Annotated in this window: 16 protein-coding genes, 1 tRNA gene and 1 pseudogene; 7 read left to right on the forward strand and 11 right to left on the reverse strand. The window is 66.2% G+C overall.

What is annotated here, in order from left to right; all coding sequences use genetic code 11:
* The first annotated feature begins 758 nt into the window (after positions 1-758).
* Positions 759-1718, forward strand: coding sequence for a TIGR03571 family LLM class oxidoreductase (locus tag AK36_RS07195; RefSeq protein WP_045578454.1), 960 nt, complete (start codon positions 759-761; stop codon positions 1716-1718).
* Between the two features lie 263 nt (positions 1719-1981).
* Entirely contained in the window at positions 1982-4468 is a 2487-nt protein-coding gene (locus AK36_RS07200; protein ID WP_045578174.1) for a mechanosensitive ion channel family protein, read from the forward strand.
* A gap of 107 nt (positions 4469-4575) precedes the next feature.
* Here AK36_RS07200 and AK36_RS07205 read toward each other — a convergent pair whose 3' ends face one another.
* The gene (locus tag AK36_RS07205; protein ID WP_045578175.1) at positions 4576-6126 is read right to left on the reverse strand and encodes a phospholipase D family protein; all 1551 of its coding nucleotides are present in this window, start codon (positions 6124-6126) and stop codon (positions 4576-4578) included.
* Between the two features lie 252 nt (positions 6127-6378).
* On the opposite strand from AK36_RS07205, the gene AK36_RS07210 reads away from it, so the two are divergent.
* On the forward strand, positions 6379-7701 hold the full coding sequence (locus AK36_RS07210) for a nuclease-related domain-containing protein (protein WP_045578176.1): 1323 nt from the start codon (positions 6379-6381) through the stop codon (positions 7699-7701).
* A gap of 265 nt (positions 7702-7966) precedes the next feature.
* Here the strand turns inward: AK36_RS07210 and AK36_RS07215 are convergent, their stop codons facing one another.
* A complete protein-coding gene (locus tag AK36_RS07215) occupies positions 7967-8251 on the reverse strand; it encodes a hypothetical protein (RefSeq protein WP_043292103.1) in 285 nt (94 codons plus the stop codon).
* A gap of 22 nt (positions 8252-8273) precedes the next feature.
* On the opposite strand from AK36_RS07215, the gene AK36_RS07220 reads away from it, so the two are divergent.
* Both AK36_RS07220 and AK36_RS07225 read left to right on the forward strand, forming a co-directional pair.
* Positions 8274-8714 carry a hypothetical protein gene (locus AK36_RS07220; protein ID WP_011881682.1) on the forward strand — a complete coding sequence of 147 codons (441 nt, stop codon included), beginning with the start codon at positions 8274-8276 and terminating at the stop codon, positions 8712-8714.
* Between the two features lie 138 nt (positions 8715-8852).
* Positions 8853-9842, forward strand: a complete 990-nt coding sequence (locus tag AK36_RS07225; protein ID WP_034194994.1) for a patatin-like phospholipase family protein — start codon at positions 8853-8855, stop codon at positions 9840-9842.
* A 546-nt stretch (positions 9843-10388) separates the two neighbouring features.
* Here AK36_RS07225 and AK36_RS07230 read toward each other — a convergent pair.
* Positions 10389-11945, reverse strand: coding sequence for a methyl-accepting chemotaxis protein (locus AK36_RS07230; RefSeq protein WP_045578455.1), 1557 nt, complete (start codon positions 11943-11945; stop codon positions 10389-10391).
* A 459-nt stretch (positions 11946-12404) separates the two neighbouring features.
* Here AK36_RS07230 and AK36_RS30785 point away from each other — a divergent pair.
* Positions 12405-12750 (forward strand): annotated as a pseudogene (locus tag AK36_RS30785) (endopolygalacturonase); the annotation flags it as partial.
* 338 nt (positions 12751-13088) lie between these two features.
* Here AK36_RS30785 and AK36_RS07235 read toward each other — a convergent pair.
* The 6 genes from AK36_RS07235 to AK36_RS07260 all read right to left on the reverse strand — a co-directional run bounded on the left by AK36_RS07235 (position 13089) and on the right by AK36_RS07260 (position 19940).
* A tRNA-Ile gene (locus tag AK36_RS07235) sits at positions 13089-13167 on the reverse strand.
* A gap of 139 nt (positions 13168-13306) precedes the next feature.
* Positions 13307-15736, reverse strand: coding sequence for an RNA polymerase sigma factor RpoD (rpoD, locus tag AK36_RS07240; RefSeq protein ID WP_072465298.1), 2430 nt, complete (start codon positions 15734-15736; stop codon positions 13307-13309).
* 88 nt (positions 15737-15824) lie between these two features.
* Positions 15825-17696 (reverse strand): DNA primase, encoded by a 1872-nt coding sequence (gene dnaG, locus AK36_RS07245; protein WP_011881594.1) that lies wholly within the window; start codon positions 17694-17696, stop codon positions 15825-15827.
* A gap of 73 nt (positions 17697-17769) precedes the next feature.
* Positions 17770-18216: a GatB/YqeY domain-containing protein gene (locus AK36_RS07250; RefSeq protein WP_011881593.1), complete on the reverse strand. Its 447-nt coding sequence runs from the start codon at positions 18214-18216 to the stop codon at positions 17770-17772.
* 185 nt (positions 18217-18401) lie between these two features.
* A complete protein-coding gene (gene rpsU / locus AK36_RS07255) occupies positions 18402-18614 on the reverse strand; it encodes a 30S ribosomal protein S21 (RefSeq protein ID WP_006479415.1) in 213 nt (70 codons plus the stop codon).
* Between the two features lie 105 nt (positions 18615-18719).
* The gene (locus AK36_RS07260) at positions 18720-19940 is read right to left on the reverse strand and encodes a BaiN/RdsA family NAD(P)/FAD-dependent oxidoreductase (RefSeq protein WP_014724699.1); all 1221 of its coding nucleotides are present in this window, start codon (positions 19938-19940) and stop codon (positions 18720-18722) included.
* 128 nt (positions 19941-20068) lie between these two features.
* Here AK36_RS07260 and tsaD point away from each other — a divergent pair, with 128 nt between their 5' ends.
* Positions 20069-21109, forward strand: a complete 1041-nt coding sequence (gene tsaD, locus AK36_RS07265) for a tRNA (adenosine(37)-N6)-threonylcarbamoyltransferase complex transferase subunit TsaD (RefSeq protein WP_045578177.1) — start codon at positions 20069-20071, stop codon at positions 21107-21109.
* A gap of 113 nt (positions 21110-21222) precedes the next feature.
* Here tsaD and folE2 read toward each other — a convergent pair whose 3' ends face one another.
* Both folE2 and dxs read right to left on the reverse strand, forming a co-directional pair.
* Positions 21223-22032, reverse strand: coding sequence for a GTP cyclohydrolase FolE2 (folE2, locus tag AK36_RS07270; RefSeq protein ID WP_011881590.1), 810 nt, complete (start codon positions 22030-22032; stop codon positions 21223-21225).
* 122 nt (positions 22033-22154) lie between these two features.
* Positions 22155-24059: a 1-deoxy-D-xylulose-5-phosphate synthase gene (gene dxs / locus AK36_RS07275; RefSeq protein WP_014724697.1), complete on the reverse strand. Its 1905-nt coding sequence runs from the start codon at positions 24057-24059 to the stop codon at positions 22155-22157.
* Between the last annotated feature and the right edge of the window lie 41 nt (positions 24060-24100).

The following is a 24100-nucleotide window of genomic DNA, read 5'->3' on the forward strand; positions in this document are numbered from 1 at the left end:
AGCGAGCGCGTGGCGTCCGGCTCGCGCCTGCTGCGCGCGGCGGGCGGCACGACGACGCTTCGCTGCCGTCGGTCGTCCCGCAGCATGCCGCCGCGGGTCATGCCGGCCGGCAGCGGTCGATCCCGTGCGTCACGCCTGCACACTGGCTGTCGGCGTGCGTCCGGACGGAACGGACGGGCGCGCGCCTACGTCGCCACCAGCGGCGGCGACGCGCGTGCACGATCACGGACAGGACTGCGATTCATGTTTGCAACACGACAGGTTGCGCTTCGATCTGTTCTCATTGTCTTGTCCCCGTGTTCGATGCGTCCGACCCGCTGAAGCGAAGGCCGCGCGCCACGGCGGCGGCGCGCGCACTTTTGGCGTGCACAAGACATGCAAGGAGCGCACCATGCTGCACGGCGCAAGGCTGCACGGGCCCCGATATCGCGGCGATGCAACGCGCGCAGCGACGCCAATGCGTGAATGATTCGAAAATGAAACAGCGAGGCCGTCCGCGCGAGCGGCGGACGGTGACCGCACTGTCGTGGGCGATCGCTCGCGTTGGCGGGCGCGATTCACCGGTGCCGACGCGATACCGACGATCCGCTTACAATCCTGCGATCGTCGCCGCGGCAGCACGAATCGCGCGGCGCGCTCCGCAGCCGGCCCGACGCACGATGCACGATGCGTGCTCAACGCGATGCCCGTCGGTACATCGCCAACCCCGGACACGGCCGCACGCGTGTCCGCTTCGTCCACTCATTCGAGGAATGACCATGCCGCCGACCGCTACCGACCGCACCGGCGCCGCGAGCCGGGTCTTCTCGGACGAGCGGCTGTCGATCGGCCTGACGCTGCCGCTGCTGCGCGCCGGCGACAGCGTCGCGGATTTCAACGAACAACTCGAACTCGCCGCCCTGGCCGACGCGCTCGGCTTTCGCGCGCTGTGGGTGCGCGACGTGCCGCTGAACAGTGCCGACTATCCCGACCCGGTCGGACATCTCGACCCGTGGGTGCTGCTCGGCGCGCTCGCGTCGCGCACGCGCCGGATCGTCCTTGCGAGCGGTGCGATCGTGCTGCCGCTGCGGCATCCTCTGCACATCGCGAAGGGCGCGCTGTCGGTGGCCGCGCTGTCCGGCGGGCGCTTCGTCCTCGGCCTCGGCTCCGGCGACCGGCCGTCCGAATATGCGGCGTTCGGCGTCGACGCGCAAACGCGGCGCGACCGCTATCGCCGCCATTGGGAAGTCGTCGCGGCGGGGCTCGACGTTCCGTCGCGCGTGCTGCCCGACGAGACGCCGCCCGGCGCGCCGGCGTTCGCGCTGCTGCCGCACGGCGACGCCGCGGTGCCGATGCTCGCGGTCGGCTCGGGAGGACAAAGCGTGGACTGGATCGCGCGCAACGCGATCGGCTGGATGACGTATCACCGCGATCCGGAGACGCAGCATGCGCGTCATTCGATGTGGCGAGCGGCCGTCGAGCGGCTGGCACAACCGGCGTTTCGCGCGTTCGGCGTGGCGATGCGGCTCGATCTCGATGCGAACCGCGCTGCGCCCGCCACCGCCCTGCCGCTCGGTTACGCAACCGGACGCGCGGCGCTGATCGAGGTCCTGCAACGCATGCGCGCAGCCGGCACGCATCACGTGACGCTGAACCTCGGCTCGGCGCGGCCGCTGCGCGAAGTCGTCGAGGAAATCGCGGAACACGTGCTGCCGGTTTTTCACGACGGTCGCGAATGATTCGTCAGTGATCCGGGAAGTGCCGCGCAGCACGTTGCATTCCCGGCGGATGAACCCCATGGTCGCGCAACGATCGAGCGCGCGGGCCGCACCGCGACGCTTTCATCGCCTGAGCCGATGCGCTCGCATGCGCCGCCTGGGTTGCCCCATTCGCGCCCGCTCGCCGCCGATGGAACTATTCGGTTCCGGTCGCGATCATGTTAACGTCCGTCCATCGTCCAGACCGCCGGGCCGCATCCGAATGCGCGCCCGCATGCCCATCCATGCGACATTTCCTGCTCGGCTGGCTGCTCGCCGCCGTCGTCTCCATTGCCCATGCGGCCGCCCCGGCCTCGGCTCCCGCTGCCGCGTCCGCCGCGTCGGGCGCCGTGCCTGCGTTGACGCCGCAACAGGCGCAACAGGCGCTCTCCGTGCTGCAAAACCCGCGCGAGCGCGAACAGGTCGAAACGACGCTGCGCGCGATCGCCGCCGTCGGCGTACTGAGCACGCCAGCGTTGCCGGCGAGCGCGGCGGCGCCGGCCAGCGCTGCGTCGGCGGCCGCGCCCGCCGCGCTCACGACCAACGGGCTCGCGTCGATGCTGGTGCGCCAGGGCTCGCACTGGGCCGGCGAAATCGGCGACGCGCTGAACGAATCGCTGCGCTCGCTGCTCGACGTCGCTTCGGTCGGCAACTGGTGGCACGAACGGCTGGTACGCGCCGACGAACGTGCGGACCTGCTGCACGCGCTCCTGACCATCGTCGCCGTGCTCGTGCCGGCATTGGGCGCCGAATGGCTCGCGAGAAGGCTGCTGCGACGCACGCTGCGCGCATTGGGCGCGCGTCGCGCCGAGTCGTCGCGACGGGCCGACGCCGCGCCGTCCGACACGGAGCCGCCCGAGTCGACCGAGTTGCCCGAGTCGATCGACCCCGCCGCGTCGACACCGCTCGCGGCCGGCACCCCGAGCGCCTCGAGCGTATCGAGCACGTCCGCCACGCCCGAGACGCAAAGCCGCGGCCACGCGCGGCGCCATACGACGCTGCTGCACCGGATGCCGCGCGCGCTGGTCAGTCTGGTGGTGCGCGCGGTGCCGCTGCTGGTGTTCGCCGGCGTCGCGAGCCTGACGATGTCGGTGCTCGACGGCGACGGCACGCCGACCGACACCGCGCTCGGCTCGCTGATCGACATCTACGTGATCTGCCGCCTCGTGACGATCGTCAGCCGCTTGTTTTTCCAGCCCGATGCGCGACAACTGCGGCTGCTGCACATCAGCGACGCGTGGGCCGCGTACGCGCAGCGCGCGATCGCGCGGATCGCGATCGTCGTCGGCATCTGTACGGCCGCGATCGAGCTCGCCGCGAGCTTCGGCCTCAGCGAGGCCGGCCACGTCGCGCTGCTGAAAGCGGTCGCGCTCGTCGGCCACCTGATGATCTCCGCGCTGATCCTGCGATGCCGGCAGCCGGTCGCCGCGCGCATCCGTGCGACCGGCGACGAGCACCGCGCGTTCGCGATGTTCTCCCACGCGCTCGCCGACGCGTGGGCGCCCGTCGCGGTGTTCGCCGTGATGGCACTGTGGTTCGTGTGGGCGCTCGACGTCCACAACGGCTACCGCGTGCTGATCGCGCTCGGCGGCCGCTCGATCGCGGTGATGATCGGCATGCGGATCGTATCGATCGTCGTGTTCGGCGCGCTCGCGCGGCTGTTCCAGCGCCGCGACGACGACCGTACGCTCGTCCATCTGCACGCGTACCGCTACTACCCGCTGCTGCGCAGGATCGTGTCGACGGTGATTGCGATCGTGACCGTCGTGCTGCTGCTGCAGATCTGGGGCGTGCCGATCTTCCATGCGTTCAAGACCGGCACGATCGGCCATCGGCTGGCGTCCGCGCTGATGACGATCGCGATCGCGGCGCTCGTCGCGCTGTTCGTCTGGGAGGCCGCCAACATCGCGATCGAGCGCCGCCTGCAGCAGTGGACGCGGGAAGGCAATCTCGTGCGCGCCGCGCGGCTGCGCACGCTGCTGCCGATGCTGCGCTCGCTGCTGTTGATCATGATCGCGCTGGTCGTCGTGCTGACCGGCCTCAGCCAGATCGGCGTGAACATCGGCCCGCTGCTCGCCGGCGCCAGCATCTTCGGCGTCGCGCTCGGCTTCGGCTCGCAGAAGCTCGTGCAGGACTTCATCACCGGTATCTTCCTGCTGATGGAGAACGCGATGCAGGTGGGCGACTGGGTCACGCTCGCCGGCGTGTCGGGTACGGTCGAATACCTGTCGATCCGCACCGTGCGGCTGCGCGGCGGCGACGGCTCGCTGTACACGATCCCGTTCAGTTCGGTCACGACCGTCAACAATACGAATCGCGGGCTCGGCAACGCGGCCGTCAAGGTCAGCATCGCGTACGGCCAGGACATCGATCCGGCAATCGCGACGCTGAAGGAGATCGGCGCCGCGCTGCGCGACGATCCGAACTACAAGGACGGCATTCTGTCGGATTTCAGCTACTGGGGCGTCGATCAGGTCGATGGCGCGACCGTCACGCTCGCCGGGCAGATCCAGTGCAAGGATTCGGCACGCTGGGGCGTGCAGCGCGAGTTCAACCGGCGCATCGCGGTGCTGTTCCGCGAACGCGGCATCCGCATTGCGAACCCGCAGCGCAGCGTGGTCGCGTATGACGCGGGCGCACAACGCGGCGGCGCTGACGGCGCCGAAGGCCCGGATACGGCTGCCGCCCCATCGGCCGCGGTCAATCCGCCACCGCGGCCCGCACCGCAGTGATCCGCGCCGGGCGCGACGCGCGCGTGCCCGGATGCGCGCCGTCCCGCCCGGCACTCTGCCGAGCCGGCTGTCCACGCACGTTTCACGCACGTTTCACGCACGCCGCGTCACAGCTGCGATTCGATCGGGAACAAGCCGAGAAACCACACCTCGACGCGTCGTGCCGTCGACACTTCCGGCTCGTGGTCGAATTCGGTCACCTTGCCGTCCTCGTCGGTCTGAATCCACTCGAGGCGCCGTGTGCCGGACGGATCGGTCGTCGCTTCGACCCGCCACGCGATGCGATCGAGCCGCGGCTCCAGGTCCGCCGCGACTTGTGCCGCGAGCGCCGGGCTCTCGCAGTAAACGCCGATCTCGGTATTGAGCCTCAGCGAGCGCGGGTCGAGATTCATCGAGCCGATGAACACGCTCTTGCGATCGAACACATAGGTCTTCGCATGCAGCGACGCGCGCGACGAGCCGATGATCAGCCGCTTCGAAATGCTCTTGTCGCCTGACGGCCGGCGCTCGTACAGCCGCACGCCCGCTTCCACCAGCTCGCGTCGATAGCGCCGGTAACCGGCGTGTACGGCCGCGACGTCGGTCGATGCGAGCGAGTTGGTCAGGATCGTCACGCGGACGCCGCGCGCGGTGAGCGCGCGCAGCCGTTCGATCATCGCCGCGCCCGGCACCAGATACGGCGACACGATCAACAGGTCGTGCTCGGGCCGCAGCGCCAGCGCGCGCAACTGCGGCAGCAGGTGCCCTTCGCTGTCGTTCGGCGCGCGTGCGATCTTCGCCGGATCGTCATACAGCACGGTCGCGCGTCCCCACGACAGCTCCGTGCCTTCGCCATGCACGATCCGGTCGAGCCGCTCGCGCGCTTCGAGCACGTACGGGTTGTCCTCCATCGCACGCAGATAATCGCGCAGCCGCTCGCGCTCGCGATCGAGGCTGCCCGGCGTCGCGTCGTGCCCGACCAGCGCGCCGACGGAATACGCATACGGCGAATTCCAGAACGTATCGAACTCGGTCGAGATGTCGTTGACCACGCGGCCATGCACGACCACGTCGAGATCGCCGAACTCGAGCATCGACGACGCGCCGAAATACTCGTCGCCGATATTGCGGCCGCCGATGATCGCCGCCTGGTTGTCGGCGATCATCGCCTTGTTGTGCATGCGCCGGTTGACCCGCGAGAATTCGAGCACCGTGCCGATCTTCTTGAACTCGCGCGTCGCGACCGGATTGAACAGACGGATCTCGATGTGCGGATGCGAGCTGATTTCGAGCAGCTTGCGGTCGTCGGCGTTGGTGCCGAGATCGTCGAGCAGCACACGCACGCGCACGCCGCGATCGGCGGCCCGGATGATCGCGTCCGCGAGCGCGTGACCGGTCAGATCGTCGTGCCAGATGTAGTACTGAAGGTCGAGCGAACGATCGGCACGATCGGCGAGCAGCACGCGCGCATCGAGTGCGTCGACCGGATCGCTGAGCAGATGAAACGCGTCCTGCCCAGGGTGGGCGGCGGCCTGCGCGCGGAACGCGACGCCGAGGCGCGTGTTGCCGGTATCGGTGTAGGCATGCGTCGGCGTGCGGTCGACCTGCGGCGGCAGGCTCGCGCACGCGGCAAGCATCAGCAACGAGAGAATCGCACCCCACGAACGCAGCATGGTCATGATGGACGCCCGCCGTCGGGCGAAATCGGTTTGTGTTTGTTCCGGCTGACGGATGAAACGCGGCGCCGGCTGCGTCATAGGATACTTGATTGCGATCGCGCCGCTCCCGACATTTCTCGATGGAAACGTTGCCAGCGGATGCGGTGGCGGCCGCGCGCGGCGAGCCGCCGCCGATCCCGCGAATCGTGCTTGAATACGGTCCGGGGCCAACCGTTCAGCGGCAGCAAATGCTGCCGCGCGATCGAATCGACAATGCACAATATCGAACTTTATTTCGGCAGCACCGAGGAACTGAATTCGTCGGAGCAGCAGGCGCTCGAGCGCGTCGTTCGCTGGCTCGCGGAACACGAACAGGCGGCGGTCATCCTCTGCGACATCTCGGTCAACGGGCGACAGGTCGACATCCTCGTCGGCACCGAGACGACGACGTTGCAACTCGAAGTCAAAGGCTTCCGCGCGCCCGTCACCGGTCAGGAAAACGGCGAATGGACGCTTAACTACGCCGACGGATCGACCAGGCGCGTGGGCAATGGTTACCTGCAGGCGCTGCGCAACAACCAGGCGTTGCGCAACGCGATGTCGGAACATCGGCCCGACGGCGAAGCGGTCTCCTATCCGAAAGGCGCGGTGTTGTTCGAACCGGAAATCCCGCCGAGATCGAATCTGCGCATTCACGTCGATCCGCGCGTCGAGATCTGCGGCGCCGACGCGCTCGAGCTCCTGCTGTCGACGCGCGGCCGCGAACCGTGGCCGCTGGCGTGGCTGCGTGCGTTCGCGCACGAGCGCGAGCTGATTCCGCAGGCGATACCGGTCGCCACGACCGCGCGAACCGTCGAGCGCGCCAGCGCGCCGACTTGGGAGGTGGTCGCGATGCCGGTCGCGAGCATCGTAAAGGCAGCCGAAGCGGTGGAAGCCGCTGAGCCGGCATCATCGCGCGCACCTGCACCGGTGCTGCCCGCGTCGCGGGCAGCCGACGAAAACACAACGTTCACCGTCGCGCCGCGGCCGGCAGCCGAGCGCGGCCACGTCTCGCAGGACACCGCGCGGCACGCGCCGTTGGCGACGGCGCGCACCGGCGGACACACGCCGTTCGGCTCCGGCGACGCAATCGCGCGGCGACCGAAACGGCGCCGCACCGTGCTGCGCTATGCGTCGGTGGCGATCGCCGCAGCCGCCATCGCCTATGCGGCCGCCCATCGGCATCGGGCCGCCACCGTCGCTGCGACGCCCGCAGCGGCGTCGCAGCCGGTCGGACACACAGCACGTGCGCCGGCGAAGGCGCCGCGCGGCGAGCGCCACGGTGCCGTGCGGCAGGCCGCGCATGAATCGCGCGCACCGGTGGCGTCGGCTTCGCCGAACGATACGGTCACTGCGGCGCACACGCGCGCTGACGAGACACGCGCGCCCGTTGCGGCCGTCGCCGCGATGGCCGCGCCGGCCACGTCGGCGATCACCTGTCCCGCAGGCGTCGACCGCCTCGGATGCAACGGCAGGACCGGCACGCTCGCCGCCCCCGAATGTCCGCCCGCGTTCCACGCGCAGGGCAACACCTGTGTTCGCGATCGGGAAAACTGATCGGGCGATACCGATTTCTGAAACGGGAATTTCGGGGCCGAGATTCGTCGGCACCTCGAACCACAAGCAGGATAGCTAAGGCCAAGCGGACAGAATTCCGTCCGCCTCCGAACGCGAGCGATTTCATCGCACCTCGATCATCCCAAGCATGCCCAACCACCGATAAGCCGGCCAGGTTCGAATGTTTCAGATATACGCAATTCGATCGGCATTGTTTTAATTTCGATTGGATTTTCCTCTTTTGCACACCTTGTCATCCGGCATTTCATTTCCTATAAATCACTGGTATCAAATCGATCGACAATAAAACAGCGATACCCGAGACCACCACACAGAAGGAAATCGAATCCTGGGCCTTCCATGAAGCCATGCTCCCGCATGTCCCGCCGTCGCGGACGTGAGCATCGGCGTCGTCCGCCGCCATGGTCGATCCGCTATTGCCGAGCCAGATCGGAGCACCACGAAATTCGCCGGAATCGCGGCCTTTGACGATGCCGGCGCGCATGCGTCCGCGGCGCATGCAGCTGTTCTCGAAGGCACGGGGAAGCATCCAACCTCTTCAAGGTGAAAAAATGAACCTCAATCCGATTGAAAACCAGCCGCACGGGACCTTTGCCGAATTCGCCAATACCGTCCCTGTTTCTGCCCGCGCCGTCGATACATTCAAAATGGCGCTCTATCACGATGGCGTGCAGTTGGGCTGGCTGGGGCAAAACAGCGGCGAATGGGCCATTCTGGTCGATTCCGCCGCGAAAGCGCTGACGCTCGAACAGTACCCTTATAACGGCGTGACGTATTACCGGATTCTCGGCACCAGCCGGTATATGTCGGTCAGCAACAATGCCTACGTCGGTTTTTATAACTGGATCGGCGCGCGCGGCTGGACGCGGCAAGGCTCGGTTTTGATTTCCGATTTCAATCACCAGAAACTCTCGGTCTATTCGAAGGACAACGCGTATTTATATGCGTGGGACGCGTACACCGTGCTCGATGTGAAGTTCGACGAGCAATAACGCAGAACGCTTCGTCCGTTTGCTCGAATTTCCGGCTTCAACCCAGCGCAGGAAGCAGGCGCCCGCCCGACGACACGGGCGGGACGCCCGCCGGGTTGCGCCGTTCACATTCATCTCACGATCAAGAAAGGCAACACCATGACCTTCAAGATTCTCAGTTGCGATGGTGGCGGTATCCGGGGATTGATCACTGCCCTGCTCATCCAGGATCTCGACCGGCGCAGCCAGATCATCGCGCGCGCCGACGGCTTTGCCGGCACCTCGACGGGCGGCCTGATCGCCCTCGGGCTTGCGAACGGCGTATCCATTTCCGAGATCGTCGACATCTACAGGACGAAGGGTTCGGTGATCTTTCAGGAAAACGACGCATGGCTCGCACAAAAGCAAGCCGTCGAACAGGGCACGGTCTTCGCCGGACCCGGCTTCTTCCAATGCCAGTATGTCAACACCGGGCTGCAGCAGATCGCCAGATCGCTGGTGGGCAACGGCAGGCTGGCCGATCTGTCGCGCTTCGTCGCAATCAACTCGGCACGCCTGTGGGATCCGTCAGTCAAGAGCTGGGCGCCGTGCACGCTGTCCAACGGAAACGGCAACACCTATCGCAATGTCAGCCTGTTCGATGCCGCTCTTGCCACGTCGGCTGCACCGACCTATTTCCCGCCGTACGAGATCGCCGGGCTCGGCTATTTCGCCGATGGCGGCGTGTTCGCCAACAATCCTTCTTTGTCGGCGATCGCCGAGGCGCTGGCCAGCCGTCGCGCAGGCAGTCTCGACGACATGCGCCTGCTGTCGCTCGGCACCGGAACCAGCCCGGCGGGCATTCCGCCGAGTGCGGTCGGCAACCCGTTGGACTGGGGCGTTTCGACATGGCTGTGGCCGGCCGAAAGCGGGAACGTACCGGCAGCCGCGCTGCTCGGGCTGACGATGGATACGACGGCGATGGTCGCCGCACAACAGGCCGGGCAGATCCTGAACGCCAACTACCAGCGCGGCAATTTCGTGCTCAGTCAATTCATCGGCCTCGACGACTGGCATAAGGCGCCGGAGCTGGAGAAGGAAACCCAGGCGTACATGCGCACGGCCGAGTGGCAGCGTGTTTGCCAATGGGTGGAGCAATTCTGGCGCTGACGATGGCGGCTCGATAGTCAGGCCTCGCCGCGATGCTTCCGGGGTTCGCAGAGATGTGGACTGAAACCGGGACGATCGGCGGCGGGCCTGCATCGGCATCTCGTTCGTCGCGAAGACCAGTCAGGCGACGCCGCGACGCAACATCGGCGCAAACACATCCTTCAGAATCCGCGCGGCCAATGAATCGGGTACTGCGTCCGGCATCGACATGCTGACGTGCCGCAGGCCATCCAAGATGCGCGATCACGACGAGCGCGTGATCAGTGGACGAAGCTGCTGTTTCATGGAATCGAGAAGCGGTGGCATGGATCAGCCGCAGCAAGCGAAGTCGAGGTGGAAGCACCGTCACTATTCGACATGAGGGCGTCCGTCGACATACCTCCGTCGACGAGACAAAAGCGACGCTCGTGCATGCGGCGTTCGGGCTGTTCTCGATCGCGCGCAGCGTCGGGCTGCTCGCCCGCTGCATCGAGCAGCTGCCCGAGAGTGCCAGCGCCACGCGGCGGCGCTCCACCGTTCGTCCTTTTTTATCGTTGGTGAAACCCGTCACGCTTCGCCGAGGCGGAATACCGCCACGGCGGCCTTCATCGATTGCGCCTGATGCTCCAGCGCATCCGCGGCGGCGGCGGCCTGCTCGACGAGCGCCGCATTCTGCTGCGTGACTTGATCCATCTGGCTCACGGCGATGCCCACCTGCTGTATGCCGGCGCTCTGCTCGCTCGTCGCCGACGTCATTTCTACCAAGATGGTCGCCACGTTGCGCACGGCGCCCACGATCTCCTCCATCGCCGCGCCCGCTTCGGCCGCGAGCGCGTTGCCGTTTTGCACCTCGTTCATCGAGGCGCCGATCAGTTCCTTGATCTCGCGCGCGGCGTTCGCGCTGCGCTGCGCGAGCGTTCGCACCTCGCCCGCGACCACCGCGAAGCCACGCCCCTGTTCGCCCGCACGCGCCGATTCGACGGCCGCGTTCAGCGCGAGAATGTTGGTCTGGAACGCGATGCTGTCGATCATGTTCGTGATCTCGGCGATCTTGAGCGCGCTTGCGCTGATGTCCTGCATGGTCCGGACCACGCGGCCGACCACGTCGCCTCCCCGGCGCGCGAGGTCCGCCGTGCCGCTCGCGAGCGCGCTCGCCTCGGTGGCGTTCGCCGCGTTCTGTCTGACCGTCGAGGTCAGTTCCTCCATGCTCGCGGCGGTTTCCTCGAGCGACGCCGATTGCTGCTCCGTGCGGCTCGACAGATCGAGATTGCCGGCGGCGATCTCGCGCGCGGCAGTGTGGATCGCGTCGCAGCTGTCTCGCACGCCGCTCACGGTGCGCGAGAGTCCGTCGAGCATGCGCCGCATGGCCGCGAAAAGCAGGCCGATTTCGTTGCGGCCCGCCTCCGGCACACGCACGGTCAAATCGTTCGACGCGATGCGGTCGAGCACCGCCACCGCTTCGCCGAGCGGGCGCGTCACGATGCGCGCGAGCGCGACGTGCGTGATGACCACCAGCGCAAGCGCCAGCCCGACGCCGACCACCACGAAGCCCACAATCCACTGGTAGCGCGCGTTGCCGTCGTTGAGCGCCTGTTCGGTGAGGGTGTTCGCGAGTGTCTGCAGCTTCTCGACGTTTTGCGAGTACACCATGCCCGCGCGGGTGACGTCGCGGTCATTGATGGTCACGTAGGCGGCAGTGTCGTTATTGCGCAGCGCGTCGGCCGCGCGCGCGAGCGGCGCGGCGAGCCCGTCCGACGACGCCACGAGCTGGCGCTTGAGCTCCGCATCCATGCCGTCGAACGCACTTGCGTCGCGATACGCGCGGGTTTCGCTCGCGGAGCGTTCCAAGGTGCGGTTCGCGCTCTGCAAGGCCGAATCGCGCGTCGCCGTGTCGTTACGCTCTTTCAGCGCGCTATAGGCGCGCACCAGCGCCGAACGCGTGCGGGTGCTGTCCTTGTAGGCGTCGTTGACGAGGATGGTTTGCCGCGCAATCTCGTGCAGGCGCTGCGCGTTCGCATTGGCCATCCGCAGCGACACGACGCCGGCGATGCCGCCAATCACGATCACCACCCCAAACATCGTCAGTGCCACGAGCAGACTGGCTCGTACCGTCATGTTGCGCATCTTGCTTTCCTGTCTCTGCTTGGTCATTGGCCGCTTGACGGCATGTCGTGGGACGTCCCGGGCATCGGGCCTGTACGTTCCGGGCATTTTTGGGCGGATTGTGAGTGTGTTACGTGGCGCCCGACGCATCGGTCGCGCATTTTAACGTATGACATCGTACTTTCAATACAGGATTTTTGCGCTGCGCCATAGGAAATTCGTGCCCTTTTAGGCAAACCAAAAGGGCACAAAAGACCCCAATACCCTCATATACTGCGTGGAATACACTAGTAACTCTGACGGCTTAGCCTCTGGCAGACACGGACGGGAGCGCTGGTGCATACCGCGATAATATCATCGTGTCATCGTATGACATAAATCCTGCCAATGGTATCGCCTCGTCGACAAGATCACAAGACCAGGACGGAGACAGCAGTGACCGACACCAATTTCGATACGCAACCGGGGCGGACGTCGACTTTTCACCTGAGCGCGAAGTGTGCGATCTTCTTTCGCCCCGGCCGACTACGCGAAGGACGGCCCCGTCGACTGCGGCGCCAACGGCGAGCTGTTCTACAGCCGCTGGCAGGCCAACGACTGCCTGAACTTCGCGCGCCGGTGTACGCCCGCAACGCCAGCCATATCCCGCTCACCGACGAAGGCAACACCTCGCGATCCTGAACGTGCACGCGATGCCGCCGTTTGCCCGCTCGGGCAACACGGCCACCTGCTCGTCGACCGACAAAGGCAACACGGGCGTCTACGATTGCGCTGGCGGGTGCACGCCGTCGCAGGCCTATACGACCCGAACAACGTCGCCCTGAAAACGGCCATCGTCGAGCAACTGCTGCGTGCCGGTCGATCAGTCGCCGGCGCAGTCGTTCAACCCGGATGCCCGTGAGGCCATGACCGGCATCCGAGGCATCATGGACAGACGTCAGAGGGGCTAGAAGGTGCCCGGACTGAACTGGGCATGCCGATTTATCAGAAACGAAAAAGCCGACCCACTGGGTCGGCTTTTTCGCGTCGAATCGCGGTCGATTGCCACCGCGAACCAAACCTTCAAACGTACAGCCAATTTCCGATAAAGCTGAAGCGAAACGTGTCCAGGTGGACAACTTGTGCTCAACGGCACAACGCAACGCATCGACCGGAAAGGAAATCTGGTGGGCCCCCCGGGAGTCGAACCCGGCACCAACGAATTATGAGTTCGCTGCTCTAACCAAGCATGAGCTAGGGGCCCCGATGTGAAACCAGGCGTGCGGCGCGCAGTTGCGGCGACGACGCCGGGCCGGCATTGTAACAACAAAGCGGCGGGGAGAGGACAAACGCCACCGGCATCGCGTGGATGCCGGCGGCGTTCGCAAGTGAAACGCTGGCGATCAGTTCCCTTCGAGGAACGACTTCAGCTTGTCGGAACGGCTCGGATGACGCAGCTTGCGCAGCGCCTTGGCTTCGATCTGACGGATCCGCTCACGCGTGACGTCGAACTGCTTGCCGACTTCCTCGAGCGTATGGTCGGTGCTCATCTCGATGCCGAAGCGCATCCGCAGCACCTTCGCCTCGCGCGGCGTCAGCGAATCGAGCACGTCCTTCACGACGTCGCGCATGCTGGCATGCAGCGCGGCGTCCGCCGGCGCGACCGTGTTGTTGTCCTCGATGAAGTCGCCGAGGTGGGAATCGTCGTCGTCGCCGATCGGCGTTTCCATCGAGATCGGCTCCTTCGCGATCTTCATGATCTTGCGGATCTTGTCTTCCGGCATCTCCATCTTTTCGGCGAGCGTTGCCGGATCCGGCTCGAGACCGGTTTCCTGCAGGATCTGCCGCGAGATGCGGTTCATCTTGTTGATCGTCTCGATCATGTGAACCGGAATACGGATCGTGCGCGCCTGGTCCGCGATCGAGCGCGTGATGGCCTGACGGATCCACCACGTCGCATAGGTCGAGAACTTGTAGCCACGACGGTATTCGAACTTGTCCACCGCCTTCATCAGGCCGATGTTGCCTTCCTGGATCAGATCGAGGAACTGCAGGCCACGGTTCGTGTACTTCTTCGCGATCGAGATCACGAGACGCAGGTTCGCCTCGGTCATTTCGCGCTTCGCCTGGCGTGCCTTCAGTTCGCCGGCCGCCATCTGACGGTTGGTTTCCTTCAGGTCCTTCAGCGGCAGCACGACGCGCGCCTGCAGGTCGAGCAGACGCTGCTGCTGTTCGCGGATCGCCGGGATGTTGCGCGACAGCACCGCGCTGTACGAATGACCTTCGGCCGCGATCTTCTCGGCCCAGTCGAGATCCGTCTCGCTGCCGGGGAAGCGCGCGATGAATTCCGAGCGCGGCATCCCGCACTTGTCGACGACGATGTGCAGGATCTGACGCTCGACCTGACGCACTTCGTCCACTTGCGCACGCAACGTGTCGCACAGACGCTCGACGGTACGCGCGGTGAAGCGGATCGTCATCAGCTCGGTCTGGATCGTTTCCTGCGCCTTCAGGTAGGACTTCGACTTGTAGCCTTCCTTTTCGAACGCACGGCGCATCTTGTCGAACCACTCGCTGATCTGCGAGAACTTCTCGAGCGACGCGCGCTTCAAGGCTTCGAGCTGGGCGGCGTTGGCGGTTGCCTGAGCGGCGCCGTCATCGTCCTCCTCTTCCTCTTCTTCCTCTTCCTCTTCGGCTTCTTCGTCCTCGTTCTCGATCGCTTCCGCTTCCTTCGCGGAGAAACCGTCGGTATCGGCGGCGTCTGCGGCGTTCGGATCGAGCAGGCCGTCGACGAGCTCGTCGACGCGGATCTCTTCGTTCGCGACGCGCTCGGCCATCGCGAGGATGTCGGCGATCGTCGTCGGGCACGCGGAAATCGCCATCACCATGTGGCGCAGGCCGTCCTCGATCCGCTTCGCGATCTCGATTTCGCCTTCACGCGTGAGCAGCTCGACCGTGCCCATCTCGCGCATGTACATCCGGACCGGATCGGTCGTGCGACCGAATTCCGAATCGACCGTCGACAGCGCGACTTCCGCTTCTTCCTCGACTTCGTCGTCCGACGACGCGGCCGGCGCGTTGTCGTTCAGGAGCAGCGTTTCCGCGTCCGGCGCCTGCTCGTAAACCGCCACGCCCATGTCGTTGAACGTGCCGATGATCCCTTCCAGGGCTTCCGTCTCGGTGAAGTTGTCCGGCAGGTGGTCGTTGATTTCGGCATACGTGAGGAAGCCGCGCTCCTTGCCGAGCTTGATCAGCGCGCGCAGCTTCACGCGGCGCTCTTCGAGCTCCTCGGCCGTGCCGGGCGTGCTCGTCGCGAACGCTTCCTTCAGCAGCGCCTTTTCCTTGGCGCGACGGTCGCGCACCTTGGATTTGCCCGGAGCCGCGGCCGCCGCTGCTGCTGCGGGCTGCTGCTCGTCGCTCTGATTTGCGTCGTCATCGACGGATACTTCGTTCAGCTTTTTGGTCATGGAGTTCGCCGTACCGGCTATATCGACTCGCGGCTGCTGGACGACAGCCGGTTGAACCGTGGGTGCATGAGTAGTACGTACTGCCGTTTCGTCCGCGGCGGCAGTCGTGTCCCTTGCGCTTTTCGCACTTGCCCGCTTCGCCGCCGGCTTGGCCGGCCCGGAGTCGGGTCTCGCGGCAGCTCGTGATCCGGCTGCCGGCGCCGGCGCAGCCTGAGCAGTGCCGGCCGCGGTTTTCTTTCCTGCAGGGGCCGACGTGGCCGAAGACGTTGCCCTGGTGGAAGAAGCAGACTTGGCCGCTGTGACCTTTTTGGTCGGCTCCGTCGAGCCCTTGCCCGTTGCTTTCTTTCCGCCTGTCGTCTTTGCCATCGCGATTCTCGCCTCTGCTTGGAAAACAAACCGCTGGAAACCTTATATTATAGCACGCTGGGTAGCCCTCTCCTGACGCCCCGGCCGCCTACAGCCCGAGCCGACGTTTCATGTCGGTTCGCTGCTGGTTCAATTCCGTCAACTCGGTCAGCTCCTCGGGCGTGAACGTCGATTGCCGCGCCAGCCGGTCGAGCCGGTCGCAGCAGGCGTCGTAGCGCATCTTCAGCACGGCCGCCTGCAATTCCTCCCCGGCGATCCGCTCCTGTTCGCGCTGTCGCTCGAACACCGTCTCGTCCTCCGGATTCTGTAACAGCAGATCGCGGACGTTTTCATCATAGTCCAGAATTTCGCGGAAGATTTCGTCGTAAGTCGCGCTGTTCGACGAGGCTCGCAGCACATCGGACAGCAGCCGGAACTCCGCGCCGTCGCCCAGCGCGCGTGCGTGCTCGGCCACTTCGGCGAACAGCTCGCCGATCCGCGGCAGCGCCCGCAGGGTCGCAAGCTGCTCGTCGTCGAGCGCGGTCGCGATCCGCGGGTACATCACCAGCGTACGCAACGCACGCTTTTCGCTGTCGGTCACGCGCCGCCGCTCGCTGCGCGCGGGCGCCTGGCGCGGCGCCGCCGCGATGCGCGCGTCGACCTCCGACAGCGCCGCGACTTCCTCGAACGGGATGTGCAGGCGGTCAGCGAACATGTGCATGATCTGCGCGCGCAACGCGTTGGCCGGCAGCGCCTGCAGCAACGGCTTTGCGTCGAACAGCGCCTTCGCGCGGCCTTCCGGCTGGTCGAGCGCCTTGCCGGCGATCGCTTCGTTCAACAGAAATTGCGACAGCGGCATCGCACGCTCGACCTGCTCCGAGAATGCATCGGCGCCGAATTCGCGCACATAGCTGTCCGGATCGTGCTCGGGCGGGAGGAACAGGAAGCGGATCGTCCGGTTGTCGGCCGCATGCGGCAGGCACGCTTCGAGCGCGCGGCGCGCGGCGCGCCGGCCGGCCGAATCGCCGTCGAAGCTGAAGATCACCGTATCGGTCTGGCGCAGCAGCTTCTGCACGTGGATCGGCGTGCAGGCCGTGCCGAGCGTCGCGACCGCGTTCGGAAAACCGAGCTGCGCGAGCGCGACGACGTCCATGTAGCCTTCGACGACGAGCACGTACTTGCGCTCGCGGATCGCGAGGCGCGCCTCGAACAGCCCGTACAGTTCGCTGCCCTTGTTGAACAGCGGCGTTTCGGGCGAGTTCAGGTACTTCGGCTCGCCGCTGCCGAGCACGCGCCCGCCGAAGCCGATCACCTGCCCCTTCACGTTGCGGATCGGGAACATGATGCGCTCGCGGAACCGGTCGTAGCGTCGCGCGGCGCCTTGCGCGTCGGTCTTTTCGCTGACGATCACGAGCCCCGATTCGACGAGCGAGTCGTCGCGGTAGTCGGGGAACGCGCTTTCGAGGTTCTGCCAGCCGTCCGGCGCATAGCCGAGGCCGAAGCGGGCGGCGATCTCGCCGGTCAGGCCCCGGTTCTTCAGATACTGGATCGCGACGGTCGCACCGCGCAACTGCTTGCGGTAGTAGTCGCACGCGACGGACATCACGTCGGACAGCGCGGTCGCGACCGATTTCGACACCGGCGCCGGATAGTCGCCACCGCCGCCGCCCGCACCGCCGCGCATCGACGGCTCGTGCGGCACGGTCAGCCCGACCGACTGCGCGAGCTCCTGCACGGCTTCCGGGAAGGTCAGCCCCGCGTGCTCCATCAGAAAGCCGATCGCGGTGCCGTGCGCGCCGCAGCCGAAGCAGTGATAGAACTGCTTGGTCGGGCTGACGGTGAACGACGGGCTCTTCTCGTTGTGGAACGGGCACAAGCCCATGAAGTTCGCGCCGCCCTTCTTGAGCTGCACGTAACGCCCCACCACGTCGACGATATCGACGCGGTTCAGCAAGTCCTGCAGGAACGAATGCGGAATCACCGTGGGATCGAGCGAGAAAGGGCCATACGACGCCCGGCGCGCGCGTGGCGACGCGCGCGCCGGGATGTGGGTGTCAGCTGGACAGCGCGGCCTTGACCAGGGCGGAAACGGCCGTCATGTCGGCACGGCCGGCGAGCTTGCCCTTCAGCACGCCCATCACCTTGCCCATGTCCTGCGGGCCGGCTGCGCCCGTGGCGGCGACGGCGGCCTGCACTTCGGCGGCCACCTCGGCGTCCGACAGCTGCGCGGGCATGTACGCGCCCAGCACGTCGAGCTCGGCTTGTTCCTTCGCGACGAGATCGTCGCGGCCGGCGGCCTGGAACTGGCTGATCGAGTCCTTGCGCTGCTTGATCATCTTGTCGATCACCGCGGTGATGCCCGCGTCGTCGAGCGTCACCCGATCGTCGACTTCGCGCTGCTTGATCGCGGCCATCAGCAGGCGAATCGTCGCGAGACGCTCGCTGTCCTTGGCGCGCATCGCGGTCTTCATGTCTTCGCTGATCTGCTCTTTCAAACTCATCTTGCACCCGGGATGAAAACGTGACTTCGACGCCCGCAACCGGGCGTCAACACAAAAACCCGCTTGGGAACATGTCTCAAGCGGGTTGCTCGAATCCTGCATCGGCGACTCGCGACCCCGGACCGGGGCCGAGCGTGCGAAGCTCGCCGGTGCGCCGCTCAGCGAACCGCGCGGCGCTCAATCGTTCAGTACAGCTTCTTCGGCAGCGTCTGGCTGCGGATGCGCTTGTAGTGGCGCTTCACCGCTGCAGCCTTCTTACGCTTGCGCTCCGCCGTCGGCTTTTCGTAAAACTCCCGCGCACGAAGCTCGGTCAGCAGACCGTTCTTCTCGATCGTGCGCTTGAAGCGGCGCATGGCGACTTCGAACGGCTCGTTTTCTTTAACGCGAATGATCGTCATGATCCGACACGAATAAAGGTTTGCAGGGAAGATTCACGAGTATAGCAGAGCGACCTCGCGAGGGATAAGGGCCGGGCCCCGCCGCGCGCGGCGCTGCGCCGCACGTCACGCGGCGCGACTGAACTCCGCCGCGGCTTGCCCCGCGGCCGTCCCCGACGCCCATGCCCACTGAAAGTTGTAGCCGCCGAGCCAGCCCGTCACGTCGACGACCTCGCCGATGAAGAACAGCCCGGGCACCCGCGCGCTCATCATCGTCGCCGACGACAGCTCGCGCGTATCGACGCCGCCCTTCGTCACCTCCGCCTTCTTGTAGCCTTCGGTGCCGTTGGGCGTCAGCGTCCAGCCGGCCAGCGCGTCGCCGATCTGGCGCAGCGTCCGGTCGGGCAAGTCGGCGAGCCGCGCATCGGCCGCCACGCGATGCGTGTCGAGCCACACGTGCGCGAGGCGCGACGGCACCCAGTCGGCGAGCAGCGAGCCGATCTGACGCTTCGACGTACGCTTCGCGTCGAGCAGCTCCGCGACGGCGTCGCGCTGCGGAAGCAGGTCGATGCGGATCGGATCGCCGGGCTGCCAGTAGCTCGAGATCTGCAGGATACCGGGGCCGGACAGGCCGCGATGCGTCAGCAGCAGGTCTTCGACGAATTCGCCGCCGCGCTTCTTGTCGCCGGTCGACACGCGCACCTCGAGCGACACACCGGACAGCGCCGCGAACGGCTCCCAATCCTGCGATGCGAACGTCATCGGCACGAGGGCCGGCCGCGTGTCGATCAGCTTGTGGCCGAACTGCTTCGCGAGCCGGTAGCCGAAATCGGTCGCGCCGATCTTCGGGATCGACAGGCCGCCGGTCGCGACGATCAACGCCCTGGCGCGGATCGCCCCCGCCTGCTGCGTGTCGAGCGTGAAACCGTCGTCCGGCGCGTGGCGCACGGCGTCGACGACCACGGGCCGGCGCCACGCGATGCCGCCGGCGTCGCATTCGTGCTTGAGCACGTCGATGATTGCGTCGCTGCCGTGATCGCAGAACAGCTGCCCTTTGTGCTTCTCGTGCCAGCTCACTTGATGGCGCTTGAGCAGGCCGACGAAGTCGCGCGGCGTGTAGCGCGCCAGCGCCGAGCGCGCGAAATGCGGATTCGACGACAGGTAGTTGTCGGGCCCCGCGTAGAGATTCGTGAAGTTGCAGCGGCCGCCGCCCGAGATGCGGATTTTCTCGGCGAGACGCGGCGCGTGATCGACCAGCACGACGCGGCGGCCAAGCTGCCCGGCCACCGCGGCGCTCATCATCCCGGCGGCGCCCGCGCCGATCACGGCGATATCGTAAGTTTCCATGGCGCGGATTGTACCTGTCCGACCTCGCACCCGGGCCGCCGGAGCCGGCGCGCAGCCTTCGCCTGCTATAATTTCGGGTTACGTTTACCTCCCGCTGCGCGCCGCTACGGCACGCGCCTTCCCGACCCATGCTCGTTCTCGGCATCGAAAGCTCCTGCGACGAAACCGGCCTCGCGCTCTACGACACGCAGCGCGGCCTGCTCGCACACGCGCTCCATTCGCAGATCGCGATGCACCGCGAATACGGCGGCGTCGTGCCCGAGCTCGCATCGCGCGACCACATTCGCCGCGCGCTGCCGCTGCTCGACGAAGTGATGGCCCAGAGCGGCACGCATCGCGACGACATCGACGCGATCGCATTCACGCAAGGGCCGGGCCTCGCCGGCGCGCTGCTGGTCGGCGCGAGCATCGCGAACGCGCTCGCGCTCGCATGGAACAAGCCGACGATCGGCATCCATCATCTCGAAGGCCATCTGCTGTCGCCGCTGCTCGTCGACGCCCCGCCGCCGTTCCCGTTCATCGCGCTGCTGGTGTCGGGCGGCCACACGCAACTGATGCGCGTGACCGACGTCGGCGTGTATGAAACGCTCGGCGAGACGCTCGACGACGCGGCCGGCGAAGCGTTCGACAAGACGGCGAAGCTGATCGGCCTCGGCTATCCGGGCGGCCCGGAAGTATCGCGGCTCGCGGAAACCGGCACGCCCGGCGCGGTCGTGCTGCCGCGCCCGATGCTGCATTCGGGCGACCTCGATTTCAGCTTCAGCGGCCTGAAGACGGCCGTGCTCACGCAGATGAAGAAATTCGAATCGGCGAAGCTGGAAGGCGACGCGCTCGAACGCGCGAAGGCGGACCTCGCACGCGGCTTCGTCGACGCGGCGGTCGACGTGCTCGTCGCAAAGTCGCTCGCCGCGCTGAAGCAGACGAAGCTCAAGCGACTGGTGGTGGCCGGCGGCGTCGGGGCGAACCGCCAGTTGCGCGCGGCGCTGTCGGCTGCGGCCGCGAAGCGCGGCTTCGACGTGCACTACCCCGACCTCGCGCTGTGCACCGACAACGGCGCGATGATCGCGCTGGCCGGCGCGCTGCGGCTCGGCCGCTGGCCGGAGCAGGCGAACACCGACTATGCGTTCACGGTGAAACCGCGCTGGGATCTCGCATCGCTCGCACGCTGACGCGCGCACCGCGCCGATAGACGCCGCAAAACAAACAGGCTGCCCGATCGCGAGCAGCCTGTTTTCATTTCAGCGCCGATACGAACCGGCGAACCGATACCGACAACCCGGCGTTACGCCGCGAGCCGCTTGTCGCGCTCGATCAGCGCATACGCGCTGTGATTGTGGATCGATTCGAAGTTCTCGGCTTCGAGCACGTAGGCGATCACGCGCTCGTCCGCATCGAGACGCTGCGCAACGTCGCGCACCAGATCCTCGACGAACTTCGGATTCTCGTATGCGCGCTCCGTGACGAACTTCTCGTCCGGACGCTTCAGCAAACCCCACAGCTCGCACGACGCCTCTTCCTCCGCGATGCGGATCAGCGCCTCGACCGGCAGGTCGCCCGCGAGTTCGGCATCGATCGTCACGTGCGAGCGCTGGTTGTGCGCACCGTACTGCGAGATCTTCTTCGAGCACGGGCACAGGCTCGTCACCGGCACCAGCACCTTCAGAAACACGCGCGTGTGGCCGTCGCGGCTTTCGCCCGCGAGCGTGACTTCATAGTCGAGCAGGCTCTGCACGCCCGACACCGGCGCCGTCTTGTTCACGAAGTACGGAAACGTCACTTCGATGCGGCCGGCCTGCGCCTCCAGCTTCTCCAGCATCGACGCGAGCATCGCGCGAAAACGCTCGACCGTCAGCGGCGCACGGTTCTCTTCGAGCAGCGCGACGAAGCGCGACATGTGCGTACCCTTCTGATCGGCCGGCAGGCGAACGTCGAGGTTCCAGACACCGACGCTCGGCTGCACGTCGCCGCTCTCGGTGCAGACCGTCAACGGATGCCGGACCGCCTTCACGCCCACGCGCTGAATCGGAATCTGACGGGTATCGACCGTGCTCTGCACGTCGGGCATCACGAAGGCGGGGTTCATCTGGTTCATCTTGTTCAATCCTTGTTGTCCGCGCGTCCGACGACGCGCACGCCGCGTCATGCGGCAGCACAAAAGCAACATGGGCCCGCAGGCCCATGTTTGTCGCATCAGTGAAGACCGGTTGCGCCAGTTTATGCGACGCGCTTCGCCTCGCCGGCGAGATCGGCTACCGGGCTGAGGAAGCGTTCGCGAATCGACTTCGCGATGCCCGCGCTGTCGAGGCCGCATTGCGACAGCAGCTTCGCGGGGTCGCCGTGATCGATGAACTGGTCAGGGAGGCCCAATTGTAGTACGGGTCGGATAACCCCACTCTCCATCAGGGCTTCGACGCACGCGGAACCTGCGCCACCCATCAGGCAGCCTTCCTCGACCGTGACGAGATAGTCGTGCGTCTCGGCGAGCTCACGCACGAGCGCCGCGTCGATCGGCTTCACGAAGCGCATGTTCGCGACCGTTGCGTCGAGCTCGTCGGCCGCCGCGAGCGACGGCGCGACCATCGTGCCGAACGCGAGGATCGCGACGCGCTTGCCTTCCGGCTGCGACGAACGGCGGCGCACTTCGCCCTTGCCGATCGGAAGCGCGGTGAACTCCTTGACCGTCGCCACGCCGGTGCCCGAGCCGCGCGGATAGCGCACGGCGGTCGGGTTCGGCTGCTGAAGCGCCGTGTGCAGCATCTGCCGGCATTCGTTCTCGTCGGACGCGGCCATGATCGTCATGTTCGGGATGCAGCGCATGAACGCGAGATCGTATGCACCCGCGTGCGTCGCACCGTCGGCGCCGACGAGGCCCGCGCGGTCGATCGCGAACACGACCGGCAGGTTCTGCAGCGCGACGTCGTGGATCAGCTGGTCGTACGCACGCTGCAGGAACGTCGAGTAGATCGCGACGACCGGCTTGAGCCCTTCGGTCGCGAGCCCGCCAGCGAACGTCACCGCGTGCTGCTCGGCGATGCCGACGTCGTAGTAGCGATCCTTGAAGCGCTTCTCGAACTCGACCATGCCGGAGCCTTCGCGCATGGCCGGCGTGATGCCGACGACGCGTGAATCGCGCTCGGCTTCGTCGCACAGCCATTCGCCGAACACCTGCGTGTAGGTCTTCTTCGCCGGCGTGGCGGACGGCTTGATGCCTTCGGCCGGATTGAACTTGCCGGGGCCGTGGTAGAGCACCGGATCGGCTTCGGCGAGCTTGTAGCCCTGGCCTTTCTTCGTGACCACGTGCAGGAACTGCGGACCGCGCAGCTCGCGGATGTTCTGCAGCGTCGGGATCAGCGAATCGAGATCGTGACCGTCGATCGGGCCGATGTAGTTGAAGCCGAATTCCTCGAACAACGTGGCCGGCACGACCATGCCCTTCGCGTGCTCCTCGAGCTTGCGCGCAAGCTCGAGCACCGGCGGCGCCACGCTCAGCACGCGCTCGACGCCCGCGCGCGCGGCCGCGTAGAAGCGGCCCGACATCAGACGTGCGAGATGGCGGTTCAGCGCGCCGACCGGCGGCGAAATCGACATGTCGTTGTCGTTGAGGATCACGAGCAGCTTCGCATCCTCCGACACGCCCGCGTTGTTCATCGCCTCGAACGCCATGCCGGCCGTCATCGCGCCGTCGCCGATCACCGCGATCGAGAAGCGGTCGTCGCCGTTCAGCTGGCTGCCGATCGCCATCCCGAGCGCCGCCGAGATCGACGTGCTCGAATGCGCGGTGCCGAACGTGTCGTATTCGGACTCGCTGCGGCGCGGGAAGCCCGAGATGCCGTCGTACTGGCGCAGCGTGTGCATCTGGTCGCGGCGGCCGGTCAGGATCTTGTGCGGGTAGGTCTGATGACCCACGTCCCAGACGATCCGGTCGTTCGGCGTGTTGAACACGTAGTGCAACGCGATCGTCAGCTCGACCGTCCCGAGGTTGGACGACAGATGGCCGCCCGTCTTCGACACGCTGTCGAGCACGAACGCGCGCAGTTCATCCGCGAGCGGTTGCAGTTGGCGACGATCGAGGCGGCGCAGATCCGCCGGGTCGTCGATGGTTTTCAGCAAGTCGTACATCGTCGTTCCATTGTAGGAAATCAAACGCGCCCGCATTCTAT

The organism is Burkholderia vietnamiensis LMG 10929 (assembly GCF_000959445.1).
Lineage (GTDB): Bacteria > Pseudomonadota > Gammaproteobacteria > Burkholderiales > Burkholderiaceae > Burkholderia > Burkholderia vietnamiensis.

Coding starts and splice junctions, on each gene's coding strand:
- AK36_RS07195 (WP_045578454.1), top strand. CDS start 759: ATGCCGCCGACCGCTACCGACCGCACCGGCGCCGCGAGCCGGGTCTTC.
- AK36_RS07200 (WP_045578174.1), top strand. CDS start 1,982: ATGCGACATTTCCTGCTCGGCTGGCTGCTCGCCGCCGTCGTCTCCATT.
- AK36_RS07205 (WP_045578175.1), bottom strand. CDS start 6,126: ATGACCATGCTGCGTTCGTGGGGTGCGATTCTCTCGTTGCTGATGCTT.
- AK36_RS07210 (WP_045578176.1), top strand. CDS start 6,379: ATGCACAATATCGAACTTTATTTCGGCAGCACCGAGGAACTGAATTCG.
- AK36_RS07215 (WP_043292103.1), bottom strand. CDS start 8,251: ATGCTTCCCCGTGCCTTCGAGAACAGCTGCATGCGCCGCGGACGCATG.
- AK36_RS07220 (WP_011881682.1), top strand. CDS start 8,274: ATGAACCTCAATCCGATTGAAAACCAGCCGCACGGGACCTTTGCCGAA.
- AK36_RS07225 (WP_034194994.1), top strand. CDS start 8,853: ATGACCTTCAAGATTCTCAGTTGCGATGGTGGCGGTATCCGGGGATTG.
- AK36_RS07230 (WP_045578455.1), bottom strand. CDS start 11,945: ATGCGCAACATGACGGTACGAGCCAGTCTGCTCGTGGCACTGACGATG.
- rpoD (WP_072465298.1), bottom strand. CDS start 15,736: ATGGCAAAGACGACAGGCGGAAAGAAAGCAACGGGCAAGGGCTCGACG.
- AK36_RS07250 (WP_011881593.1), bottom strand. CDS start 18,216: ATGAGTTTGAAAGAGCAGATCAGCGAAGACATGAAGACCGCGATGCGC.
- rpsU (WP_006479415.1), bottom strand. CDS start 18,614: ATGACGATCATTCGCGTTAAAGAAAACGAGCCGTTCGAAGTCGCCATG.
- AK36_RS07260 (WP_014724699.1), bottom strand. CDS start 19,940: ATGGAAACTTACGATATCGCCGTGATCGGCGCGGGCGCCGCCGGGATG.
- tsaD (WP_045578177.1), top strand. CDS start 20,069: ATGCTCGTTCTCGGCATCGAAAGCTCCTGCGACGAAACCGGCCTCGCG.
- folE2 (WP_011881590.1), bottom strand. CDS start 22,032: ATGAACCAGATGAACCCCGCCTTCGTGATGCCCGACGTGCAGAGCACG.
- dxs (WP_014724697.1), bottom strand. CDS start 24,059: ATGTACGACTTGCTGAAAACCATCGACGACCCGGCGGATCTGCGCCGC.